10 protein-coding genes are annotated in these 11,970 nt (G+C 52.6%); 6 read left to right on the top strand and 4 right to left on the bottom strand.

The features are described from left to right. Positions 1-12: 12 nt before the first annotated feature. Positions 13-399, bottom strand: a complete 387-nt coding sequence (locus ABVN44_RS17535) for a DUF3461 family protein (RefSeq protein ID WP_000272193.1) — start codon at positions 397-399, stop codon at positions 13-15. 246 nt (positions 400-645) lie between these two features. On the opposite strand from ABVN44_RS17535, the gene ABVN44_RS17530 reads away from it, so the two are divergent. Beyond that, positions 646-1,947: an MFS transporter gene (locus tag ABVN44_RS17530; protein WP_129339478.1), complete on the top strand. Its 1,302-nt coding sequence runs from the start codon at positions 646-648 to the stop codon at positions 1,945-1,947. 36 nt (positions 1,948-1,983) lie between these two features. Here the strand turns inward: ABVN44_RS17530 and dapD are convergent, their stop codons facing one another. The 3 genes from dapD to map all read right to left on the bottom strand — a co-directional run bounded on the left by dapD (position 1,984) and on the right by map (position 6,542). After that, positions 1,984-2,808, bottom strand: a complete 825-nt coding sequence (gene dapD, locus ABVN44_RS17525; protein ID WP_001186673.1) for a 2,3,4,5-tetrahydropyridine-2,6-dicarboxylate N-succinyltransferase — start codon at positions 2,806-2,808, stop codon at positions 1,984-1,986. Between the two features lie 29 nt (positions 2,809-2,837). Then, on the bottom strand, positions 2,838-5,510 hold the full coding sequence (gene glnD / locus ABVN44_RS17520; RefSeq protein ID WP_001094519.1) for a bifunctional uridylyltransferase/uridylyl-removing protein GlnD: 2,673 nt from the start codon (positions 5,508-5,510) through the stop codon (positions 2,838-2,840). A gap of 237 nt (positions 5,511-5,747) precedes the next feature. Continuing rightward, a complete protein-coding gene (gene map, locus ABVN44_RS17515; protein ID WP_001018214.1) occupies positions 5,748-6,542 on the bottom strand; it encodes a type I methionyl aminopeptidase in 795 nt (264 codons plus the stop codon). A 450-nt stretch (positions 6,543-6,992) separates the two neighbouring features. On the opposite strand from map, the gene rpsB reads away from it, so the two are divergent. From rpsB to ispC, 5 genes are all read left to right on the top strand, one after another. Beyond that, positions 6,993-7,718 (top strand): 30S ribosomal protein S2, encoded by a 726-nt coding sequence (gene rpsB / locus ABVN44_RS17510; protein ID WP_000246886.1) that lies wholly within the window; start codon positions 6,993-6,995, stop codon positions 7,716-7,718. 257 nt (positions 7,719-7,975) lie between these two features. After that, positions 7,976-8,827: a translation elongation factor Ts gene (gene tsf / locus ABVN44_RS17505; protein WP_000808106.1), complete on the top strand. Its 852-nt coding sequence runs from the start codon at positions 7,976-7,978 to the stop codon at positions 8,825-8,827. A 144-nt stretch (positions 8,828-8,971) separates the two neighbouring features. Further along, positions 8,972-9,697: a UMP kinase gene (pyrH, locus tag ABVN44_RS17500; RefSeq protein WP_000224567.1), complete on the top strand. Its 726-nt coding sequence runs from the start codon at positions 8,972-8,974 to the stop codon at positions 9,695-9,697. Between the two features lie 146 nt (positions 9,698-9,843). Beyond that, the gene (frr, locus tag ABVN44_RS17495) at positions 9,844-10,401 is read left to right on the top strand and encodes a ribosome recycling factor (RefSeq protein ID WP_000622423.1); all 558 of its coding nucleotides are present in this window, start codon (positions 9,844-9,846) and stop codon (positions 10,399-10,401) included. A 141-nt stretch (positions 10,402-10,542) separates the two neighbouring features. Next, a complete protein-coding gene (gene ispC, locus ABVN44_RS17490) occupies positions 10,543-11,739 on the top strand; it encodes a 1-deoxy-D-xylulose-5-phosphate reductoisomerase (protein ID WP_000811904.1) in 1,197 nt (398 codons plus the stop codon). The last annotated feature ends 231 nt before the right edge of the window (positions 11,740-11,970 follow it).

The raw sequence follows: 11,970 nt of genomic DNA, 5'->3' as shown, positions 1-11,970 counted from the left end.
CAACAACACAGCTTACTTACGAGTAAGCTTGTCCAGATCGGCTTCGATTTCACTGATCTTATTCGCGACGACGCTTTCCAGATGGCGCAAGTCGTCGAGGATCTTACGTTTGAGATCGAGTTCTGAGCGGTCGCGCTGGCAGATTTGGTCCAGCTCGTCAATCACATAGCGTAGGTTAGGGCTAATCTCCTGTACTTCTTTATAACCCTGACCGATGCCATCGGCCACCACCGTTTTACGCTGGCGTGGATACTTAAACTTCACGCTTTTAGCAAAGAATTCACCTCTATCCTTTTGAAAATAGATTTTCAGGATATCGTTATTGGCTTCTTGCCGCAGGCTGTAACGATCGATTTCCTCAGGATTGGTAATGCCCAGACTTTTTAGATTGTCATACATAGCGGTATCCTTCATCACACTATAACTTTTGAATAATTAACGAAAAATTGGTTTTTCGCCACCAGTGTATACAAAAAAAGCGCGGTTGATCGCAGAAGACGTCTCAGCAACGTCATGAGGAAAAGGGCGGCGGTTATTGATAGCTTAAGTAATTCAACGTGATATTCCGTTTATAGAGAAAGCGTTTGAAGTCAGTGTGGGAAATTGACCGGAGGCAGTGGTCGATAACCTTGAGAGGCGGAGTCTATGTCCGGAACGTATAATGCTACTATTCGCCGGGTGGTGGTTTCCGCCTGGATAGGAAACTCCATTGAATATTATGATTTTCTATTATACGGCCTGGCAAGCGCGCTGGTATTTGGCCCGCTTTTTTTCCCTGGCGCCAGCCCATTGACTGCAACGTTATCTTCTTTTGCCAGTTTCGGCGTGGGATTTATCTCCCGACCGCTGGGCGCGCTATTTTTTGGCAACAGGGGAGATACGCTTGGGCGTAAAAACACGTTATTAATCACGTTAGGGGGGATGGGCGCGGTCACGTTTCTCATCGGTTGCCTGCCTTCTTACGCCAGTATTGGCGCGCTGGCGCCTGCTTTACTGGTTATTCTGCGTTTTCTACAGGGATTTATGGTTGGAGGCGAATGGGGAGGCGCCATGTTGATGGTCGTGGAATATGCTGCTGGAAAGCACCGGGGGCGGTTAAGCGCGCTATCGCAAACAGGAGGACTCACGGGACAATTATTGGCGACAGGCGTATTTATAGTCGTGACCCAATTACCGAAGGGGGCGTTGTTATCGTGGGGATGGCGTATTCCTTTTCTGCTCAGTGCGCTTTTGGTGTTGCCTGGATTATATATGCGTCATCGTCTGGATGAGATGCCTGTCTTCCGTGCGTTTAAAAAGCAGCAGGCCATTAATCATAGGCAGCAAAGAGAAGAAAGGCCGGTGGTCAAAGTAGTACGAGAACAATGGCGCAGCATTTTGCTGATTATAATTCTGCGTTTTGCGGAAAGCGTTCCCTTTTTTCTTGCTACCGTCTTCGCGGTTTCCTGGGCGACAACGCAGCTTGGGATTGCCAGCCTGACTATTCTGTACATTGTAATGTTCACCTGTCTGCTGGCGTATCCCATGCACGTGCTATTCGGCATCATGTCGGATCGGCGTGGCTGCCGTCAGGTGTATATTTTCGGCGCGCTTTTTGTCGCGGCAATGGCTTTTCCCTTTTTCTGGCTGCTGGAAAGCCGTTCGCTCATACTGATGACAATGGGCTACGTTCTGCTTATTAACATTGGTCATAATTCACTGAATGCCGTGCAACCTTCTTTTTTCGCCGGACTGTTTCATCCGCCTGTACGCTACAGCGGTTCATCAATTGGCGCTCAGTTGGGGGCGGTTGTGGCAGGGGGATTCACGCCGTTTATCGCTAAAGCGTTAAGCGCAGTCTATGATAACAGTTGGACGTTGGTTGCCGGTTATGTCGTTTTGACTGCGTTGGCTTCGGCGTTTGCAGCAAAGATTGCGCCGGAAACCGTGTTACCGCATTCGCCGTAATGCAAAGGGGGGCTGTCGCCCCCACTTTTCACTCGCTTAATCAATAGTGCGCAATAATTCGTTAATGCCCACTTTACCACGCGTTTTGGCGTCGACTTTTTTCACGATCACCGCGCAGTACAAACTGTACTTACCGTCTTTTGACGGCAGGTTGCCGGAAACGACCACGGAGCCCGCCGGTACGCGGCCATAGTGAACTTCACCGGTTTCGCGATCGTAGATTTTGGTGCTCTGGCCGAGGTATACCCCCATGGAAATGACGGAACCTTCTTCGACAATGACGCCTTCCACGACTTCAGAACGTGCGCCAATAAAGCAGTTGTCTTCAATGATGGTCGGGTTAGCCTGCAACGGCTCCAGTACGCCGCCGATACCTACGCCGCCGGAAAGGTGAACATTTTTACCAATCTGCGCGCAGGAACCCACCGTCGCCCAGGTGTCAACCATGGTGCCTTCGTCAACGTAGGCGCCGATGTTAACGTAAGACGGCATCAACACGGTGTTGCGGGCGATAAATGCGCCCTGACGAACGGCCGCAGGCGGAACGACGCGGAAGCCTTCTTTCTGAAAACGCGCTTCGTCGTAATCAGCGAATTTCATCGGGACTTTATCGAAGTAGCGGCTTTCCGCACCGTCGATAACCTGGTTATCGTTAATACGGAAAGAGAGCAGAACCGCTTTCTTCAGCCACTGGTGAGTGACCCACTGACCGTCGATTTTTTCTGCGACACGCAGCGCGCCGGAATCAAGTAGAGAAATGACCTGGTTTACCGCCTCTCGGGTCACGGTATCTACATTAGCCGGCGTAATATCGGCGCGGCGCTCAAAAGCGGTCTCAATAACGTTCTGTAGCTGCTGCATTGTTAAACTCTTTCATATAAATAAACACACTACCCTTTATCGTTTGGATTGAGGGCCGCTGTCAACCGTTGTTGCACCTCAAGTTGCAGCACATTATTAAGTGCGCGCCGATCCGCTGTGGCGATTATGAATAAATCTTCTACTCGTTCACCAATGGTTGTAATTCGGGCGCCATGAAGCGAAATTCCCAGATCGGCAAAAATTTGTCCGACCCTGGCCAGCAGACCAGGTTGATCGAGCGCGATCAATTCCATGAATGATTTTCTGTCGGTATGGGTGGGCAGAAAATTGACTTCCGTTTCGACCGTAAAGTGCCGTAACTTTGCCGGTTGCCGACGCGGCTGCGGCGGCTGCCAGCTACGCTGCGTAATGGTTTGTTCAAGACCGGTGCGAATAACGTCATGGCGATCCGCCGCCAGCGGGCTGCCGTCTGGTTCCAGAACGATAAACGTATCCATTGCCATGCCGTCGCGAGTGGTAAAGATCTGCGCGTCATGGACGCTTAAATTACGCCTGTCCAGCTCGGCGCAGACGGCGGCAAACAGATAGGGTCTGTCCGGACTCCAGATAAAAATTTCGGTTCCGCCGCGCGTGGCCTGCGGACTGAGCAACACTAACGGTTGGCGCAGATCGTGCTGCAATAAATGGCGTGCGTGCCAGGCGAGCTGATTTGGACTATGACGAACAAAATAGTTAGCGCGACAGCGGGTCCAGATTTTGTGCAGCGCGGCTTCATCAATATTGTCCATTCGCAGCAGCGCCAGCGCCTGAAGCTGATGGTGACGCACGCGCTCACGCATATCCGGCGTATTTTGCATTCCACGTCTGAGCTGTTTTTCAGTGGCGAAGTACAGCTCGCGCAGCAGGCTCTGTTTCCAGCTATTCCACAAGGTTTCGTTGGTCGCGCAGATGTCCGCGACGGTCAGGCAGACCAGAAAACGCAGCCGTGTTTCGGTTTGCACCTCTTCGGCAAACTGCTTGATGACTTCCGGATCCTGGATGTCGCGGCGCTGGGCGGTGACTGACATCAGCAGGTGTTGGCGCACCAGCCAGGCGACCAGTTGCGTTTCGCGTGAGTTCAAACCGTGCAGTTCGGCGAAGGTGAGTACATCCTGCGCGCCCAGTACCGAATGGTCGCCACCGCGTCCTTTCGCAATATCGTGGAACAGCGCGGCGATCAGGATCAGTTCCGGATGGGGAAGCCGCGGCCAGAGATCGACGCATAGCGGATGGCGCTGGCGTGTCTCTTCTTTCGCAAAGCTCTCCAGTTTGAGCATTACGCGGATGGTGTGTTCATCCACCGTGTATGCGTGGAACAGGTCAAACTGCATTTGTCCGACGATGTGTGACCACTGCGGCATATAAGCCCACAGTACGCTGTGGCGATGCATGGGCAGCAGGCCGCGGCTGACCGCGCCGGGATGGCGCAGCATACTCAGAAACAGAGTGCGCGCCTCCGGGATGTAACACAGCGGTTGGCTCAGGTGGCGGCGGGCGTGGCGCAAATGGCGTAACGTCGTAGAGTAGATGCCGGTGATCGCGCTATTGCGCACCATCATATAAAACATCCGCAGGATCGCTTGCGGTTCGCGGATAAACAGCGTGTCGTCACGCAGATCAATGAGCGTGCCGCGCAGTTGAAACTCATCGTCAACAGGACGTGGTTTTTCATCCGCAGGCAGCGCCAGAATCGCCTCGTCAAATAGCTGAAGCAGCATCTGATTAAGTTCGCTCACCCGACGCGTAACCCGGAAGTAGTCTTTCATCATCCGCTCAACCGGATCATTGCCCTCGCCGCTGTAGTTAAGGCGTTGAGCGACGCTTAACTGGCGGTCGAACAGCAGGCGGTTATCGTAGCGGCTGACCACCAGATGTAGCGCAAAGCGAATGCGCCACAGGATATGCAGGCACTCGTTGAGCTCCGCGCGCTCAGCCGGGGTTAAAAAGCCGAATCCCACCATCTCATCGAGCGAGGTGGCGCCGAAGTGACGTCGGGCGACCCACTGCAATGTATGGATATCGCGCAGGCCGCCGGGGCTGCTTTTAATATCCGGCTCCAGATTATAGCTGGTACCGTGATAGCGCTGGTGGCGCTGGTTCTGCTCTTCTACTTTGGCGGCGTAAAATTTGTCGGACGGCCAAAAACCTTCGCTGAAAATATGTTTTTGCAGTGCCAGAAACAGAGCGACATCACCGATCAGCAGGCGCGTTTCGATGAGGTTTGTCGCAACGGTTAAATCAGACAGACCTTCCAGCAGACACTCTTCCAGCGTACGTACGCTATGCCCGACATCCAGCTTGACGTCCCATAATAAAGTCAGCAGCTCGCCGACCTTTTGCGCCTGTTCATCGGGCAGCTTTTTGCGGCTTAAAATGAGCAGATCAATATCGGAAAGCGGATGCAGTTCGCCGCGTCCATAGCCGCCGACGGCGACCAGCGCCAGATCGGCAATCTGACCGAAACCGGCCTCAATCCACAGGCGTTGCAACAACTGGTCGATAAATTCGGTTCGGGCTTCAATAAGCTGTTCAGCACAAATGCCGCTGTCAAATGCCTCTCCCAGCCAGTGTTGAAAGATGTCGATGCGGGCTTTGATACCGGCGACGGTCAGTTCAGCGCGCGGCCAGACGCCAGGGTTTTGCGGCTGGTCCGGGAGGGTGGGGAGTGCGGTATTCGCGTGCTGTTCAGGAAGAGTATTCATATGCGCCACCCATTAAAAAGCCGGATGGTGGCGTGAACGCCTTATCCGGCCTACGTATTTACTCTTCATCCTTCAAGTTGCTTCTACGTTGGCTGCGCTCGTTCACTCCAGTCACGTACTTATGTACGCTCCTGAAGATTCACTCTCTTGCCGCCTTGAGGCAACTCGAATGATTTTGAGTAAAGGTGTAATTTGTAGGCCTGATAAGATGCGAAGGCATCGCCATCAGGCAAAACATTATTCGTCGTGTGTGATGATCGCCGGGATGGTGTCATCTTTACGCAGCGTCAGAATTTCACAGCCGTTTTCCGTTACCACAATAGTATGCTCGTACTGAGCAGACAAGCTGCGGTCTTTGGTTTTTACCGTCCAGCCGTCTTTCATGGTGCGGATACGGTAATCCCCGGCGTTCAGCATCGGTTCAATGGTAAAGGTCATGCCAGGCTGCAACACGACGCCGCCATCGTCTGCATCATAATGCAGCACCTGCGGTTCTTCATGGAAGCCGCGACCAATACCGTGTCCGCAGTATTCACGTACCACGGAGAAACCTTCGCCTTCGGCATATTTCTGGATGGCGGCGCCAATGGTGCGCAGGCGGATGCCCGGTTTCACCATTTTGATGCCCAGATACAGGCTCTCTTGCGTGACGCGGCACAGACGCTCGCCGAGAATGGTCGGTTTGCCGACGATAAACATCTTCGAGGTATCGCCGTGGAATTCATCTTTAATCACGGTCACGTCGATGTTGACGATATCACCATCTTTCAGATGTTTAGCGTCATCCGGAATGCCGTGGCACACCACTTCATTAATAGAGATACAGACGGATTTCGGATAGCCGTGGTAGCCGAGGCAGGCGGAGATCGCGTGTTGTTCGTTAACGATGTAATCGTTACAGATACGGTCCAGTTCGCCGGTGGTGACGCCCGGTTTGATATACGGTTCGATCATTTCCAGCACTTCGGCTGCCAGACGGCCCGCGACGCGCATTTTTTCGATGTCTTCAGATGTCTTGATAGAGATAGCCATGAATTCTGTCCATCAGTGCCGATGATTTCGGCAATAATTGTGTAAGTGCTGACAATGGTATCAGTCAGGGGTGTACCCTGCCAAATTGAGAATCATTCTGAACTTCGCCTTTCGTGCCACAGGTGCGTTGGCGACATTTTTTCACCCCAGTCACTTATTGGCCGTAAGCTCCCGGGGATGCAAAAATTTGCCGCCTGCTTGTAACACGAAATTCATCGTTCAATTCAGCATTGAGTGCCAACAATTATTGGTGTCGGTGGCGTATTTGTGGTATAAAGCGCGCCGGACTTCCGATCCATTCGAAGACTACACACGATGGACGGGAGCGACAAATCTCACTTTGTGTAACAACACACACGTATCGGCACATATTCCGGGGTGCCCTTTGGGGTCGGTAATATGGGATACGTGGAGGCATAACCCCAACTTAATCTATAGAGGTTTTAAATCATGGCAACTGTTTCCATGCGCGACATGCTCAAGGCTGGTGTTCACTTTGGTCACCAGACCCGTTACTGGAACCCGAAAATGAAGCCTTTCATCTTCGGCGCGCGTAACAAAGTTCACATCATCAACCTTGAGAAAACTGTACCGATGTTCAACGAAGCTCTGGCTGAACTGAACAAGATCTCTGCTCGTAAAGGTAAAATCCTTTTCGTTGGTACTAAACGCGCTGCAAGCGAAGCGGTGAAAGAAGCTGCTAACAGCTGCGACCAGTTCTTCGTGAACCATCGCTGGCTGGGCGGTATGCTGACTAACTGGAAAACAGTTCGTCAGTCCATCAAACGTCTGAAAGACCTGGAAACTCAGTCTCAGGACGGTACTTTCGAAAAGCTGACCAAGAAAGAAGCGCTGATGCGTACTCGTGAGCTTGAGAAACTGGAAAACAGCCTGGGCGGTATCAAAGACATGGGCGGTCTGCCGGACGCTCTGTTCGTTATCGATGCTGACCACGAGCACATTGCTATCAAAGAAGCGAACAACCTGGGTATCCCGGTATTTGCTATCGTTGATACCAACTCTGATCCGGACGGCGTTGACTTCGTTATCCCGGGTAACGATGACGCAATCCGTGCTGTTAGCCTGTACCTGGGCGCTGTCGCTGCAACCGTTCGTGAAGGCCGTTCTCAGGATCTGGCTTCCCAGGCGGAAGAAAGCTTCGTAGAAGCCGAGTAATAAGGCTTGATAACTCCCTAAAATAGTTCGAGTTGCAGGAAGGCGGCAAGCTCGAGAATTCCCGGGAGCTTACATCAGTAAGTGACCGGGATGAGCGAGTGAAGGCAACGCGCCTGCGGCTCGAAATATGAAGGGGAGAGCCCTTATAGACCAGGTAGTATCACGTTTGGTTAGGGGGCCTGTATATGGCCCCCTTTTTCACTTTTATATCTGTGCGGTTTGATGCCGGGCAGATCAAATCTTTCGAGGATTTTAGAATGGCTGAAATTACCGCATCCCTGGTAAAAGAGCTGCGTGAGCGTACCGGCGCAGGCATGATGGATTGCAAAAAAGCGCTGACTGAAGCGAATGGCGACATTGAGCTGGCAATCGAAAACATGCGTAAGTCCGGCGCTATCAAAGCGGCGAAAAAAGCAGGCAACGTGGCTGCTGACGGCGTAATCAAAACCAAAATCGACGGCAACGTCGCTTTCATTCTGGAAGTTAACTGCCAGACTGACTTCGTGGCTAAAGATGCTGGCTTCCAGGCATTTGCTGACAAAGTGCTGGACGCCGCTGTTGCTGGCAAAATCACTGACGTAGAAGTCCTGAAAGCGCAGTTCGAAGAAGAGCGCGTTGCTCTGGTTGCGAAAATCGGCGAGAACATCAACATTCGTCGCGTCGCTTCCCTGGAAGGCGACGTGCTGGGTTCTTACCAGCACGGTGCGCGCATCGGCGTTCTGGTTGCCGCTAAAGGCGCTGACGAAGAGCTGGTTAAGCAGCTGGCGATGCACGTTGCGGCAAGCAAGCCGGAATTCGTTAAGCCGGAAGACGTGTCTGCTGACGTGGTAGAGAAAGAGTACCAGGTACAGCTGGACATCGCGATGCAGTCCGGTAAGCCGAAAGAAATCGCAGAGAAAATGGTTGAAGGCCGCATGAAGAAATTCACCGGCGAAGTTTCTCTGACTGGTCAGCCTTTCGTCATGGAACCGAGCAAATCTGTTGGCCAACTGCTGAAAGAGCACAACGCTGACGTGACTGGCTTCATCCGCTTTGAAGTGGGCGAAGGCATTGAGAAAGTCGAGACTGACTTTGCAGCAGAAGTTGCTGCGATGTCTAAGCAGTCCTGATTTTCCTGAGGAGCCGCCTGAGGGCGGCTTCTTTTTGCGCCTCTCTTGTAAAATCAGCCGACGCCTGGCGTCTGCGCTGAAATGCGACGTACAATGTCGCCGGAATTAACTCATATCAATCGTTGACAGTCTCAGGAAAGAAACATGGCTACCAATGCAAAACCCGTCTATAAACGCATTCTGCTTAAATTAAGCGGCGAAGCTCTGCAGGGTACGGAAGGCTTCGGTATTGATGCAAGCATACTGGATCGTATGGCTCAGGAGATCAAAGAACTGGTTGAACTGGGTATTCAGGTTGGTGTGGTGATTGGCGGTGGTAACCTGTTCCGTGGCGCGGGTCTGGCAAAAGCGGGGATGAACCGCGTTGTGGGCGACCACATGGGCATGTTGGCCACCGTCATGAACGGCCTGGCAATGCGTGATGCGCTTCACCGCGCCTATGTGAACGCCCGCCTGATGTCGGCAATTCCTTTAAACGGCGTGTGCGACAACTACAGTTGGGCCGAGGCGATTAGCCTGCTGCGTAATAACCGTGTTGTGATTCTGTCTGCAGGTACGGGTAACCCGTTCTTCACTACCGACTCTGCGGCCTGTCTGCGCGGGATCGAAATTGAAGCGGATGTCGTACTGAAAGCGACCAAAGTGGATGGCGTATTCACTGCCGATCCGGCAAAAGATCCTTCCGCGACCATGTACGATCAGCTGACCTACAGCGAAGTGCTGGATAAAGAGCTGAAAGTGATGGATCTGGCGGCGTTCACGCTGGCTCGTGACCACAAACTGCCGATTCGTGTTTTCAACATGAACAAACCAGGCGCGCTGCGTCGTGTGGTGATGGGCGAAAAAGAAGGGACGTTAATCACGGAATAATTCCCGTGAGCGCCAAATACGGGTAAGATTCTGTTCTATTGACGGGTCTTATTACCTGGCAGAAATTAAACGAGACTATACTTAGCACATCTTTGTATTGTGTGACCGTCTGGTCTGACTGAGACTAGTTTTCAAGGATTCGTAACGTGATTAGCGATATCAGAAAAGATGCTGAAGTACGCATGGAAAAATGCGTTGAAGCGTTCAAAACCCAAATCAGCAAAGTGCGCACGGGTCGTGCTTCTCCCAGCCTGCTGGATGGTATTGTCGTAGAATACTATGGCACTCCGACCCCGCTGCGCCAGTTGGCAAGCGTAACGGTAGAAGACTCCCGTACCTTAAAAATTAACGTGTTTGACCGTTCTATGGGGCCAGCCGTTGAAAAAGCGATCATGGCGTCAGACCTCGGTTTGAATCCAAGCTCTGCGGGCACCGACATTCGCGTTCCGCTGCCGCCGCTGACCGAAGAACGTCGTAAAGATCTGACGAAAATTGTCCGTGGCGAAGCGGAGCAGGCGCGTGTCGCCGTTCGTAACGTCCGCCGTGATGCGAACGATAAAGTAAAAGCTCTGCTGAAAGATAAAGCGATCAGTGAAGATGACGATCGTCGCTCTCAGGAAGAAGTACAGAAAATGACCGACGCGGCAATTAAGAAAGTTGATGCGGCGTTGGCAGATAAAGAAGCAGAACTGATGCAGTTCTGATTGATCTGTACGCAGATATAAACTCATTCCACCGCTAAACCTGGCGGATGAGTGGTGTACAAAGCGCCGCGCAGAAGACATTATCAGGTCTCCTGTGCGGCGCTTTGCTTTTTATTCCGTTTCAACACTTCTGGACGTTTCATGAAGCAATTAACCATTCTGGGCTCGACCGGCTCTATTGGTTGCAGCACACTGGACGTGGTGCGCCATAATCCTGATAGCTTCCGCGTTATCGCGCTGGTGGCGGGTAAAAATGTCGCCCGCATGGCGGAGCAGTGCCTGGAGTTCTCGCCGCGTTATGCCGTGATGGACGATACGTCGAGCGCAGAACAGCTCAAAATAATGCTTCAGCAGCATGGCAGCCGCACCGAGGTTCTGAGCGGTCAGCAGGCTGCCTGTGAGATGGCGGCGCTTGATGAGGTCGGGCATGTGATGGCGGCCATTGTGGGCGCGGCTGGTTTACTGCCGACCCTGGCGGCGATTCGCGCAGGGAAGACGATTCTGCTGGCGAATAAAGAATCGCTGGTGACCTGCGGGCGGCTGTTTATGGACGAAGTAAAACGCAGCAACGCCCGGCTTTTACCCGTCGATAGCGAACATAACGCGATTTTTCAGAGTTTGCCGCAATCTATTCAGCATAATCTGGGATACGCTGACCTTGAGCAAAATGGCGTAACGTCGATTTTGCTTACCGGGTCTGGTGGCCCGTTTCGTGAAACGCCAATGTGCGATCTGGCAGCGATGACGCCGGATCAGGCATGTCGTCATCCGAACTGGTCGATGGGGCGAAAAATCTCCGTCGACTCCGCCACCATGATGAATAAAGGTCTGGAATACATTGAAGCGCGTTGGTTATTTAATGCCAGCGCACGTCAGATGGAAGTGTTGATCCATCCGCAATCGGTCATTCATTCGATGGTGCGTTATCAGGACGGCAGCGTCCTGGCGCAGCTTGGAGAACCTGACATGCGTACGCCTATTGCGCATACGATGGCATGGCCGAATCGCGTCACGTCCGGCGCGCAGCCGCTTGATTTTTGCAAACTCAGCGCGCTGACGTTTAGCGCGCCAGATTATCAGCGTTATCCGTGCCTGAAGCTGGCGATGGAGGCGTTTGAGCAAGGTCAGGCGGCAACGACGGCGCTTAATGCGGCAAACGAAATCACCGTTGCCGCGTTTCTGGCGCAACAGATTCGTTTTACCGATATCGCCGGGCTCAATTTAGCGGTGCTGGAGAGGATGGATTTACAAGAACCGGCAAGCGTTGATGACGTATTGCAGGTTGACGCCATCGCGCGTGAAGTAGCCAGAAAACAAGTGATACGGCTCTCACGCTGACGATTATCCCGCGACAGAAGATCGTGCTATTTGTTAGCGTTGGGCTTCGGTGATATAGTCTGCGCCACCTGATCGCAGGTTTTTGGCTTTTTTCGGTCAGGTTAGCCGTGGTTTTACACGGCTTTTTTGTGGATACACAAAATCATTCAGGACGCATCGGGACGGCAGGCGAATACGTTCCCGGCGTGCGTAGACAGCGCACGACAGGGGCGATGACGCGCGGTCATCCGC

Source organism: Salmonella sp. SJTUF15570 (assembly GCF_043357055.1).
Lineage (GTDB): Bacteria > Pseudomonadota > Gammaproteobacteria > Enterobacterales > Enterobacteriaceae > Salmonella > Salmonella enterica.
This window is presented reverse-complemented; position numbering and strand designations above follow the sequence as displayed.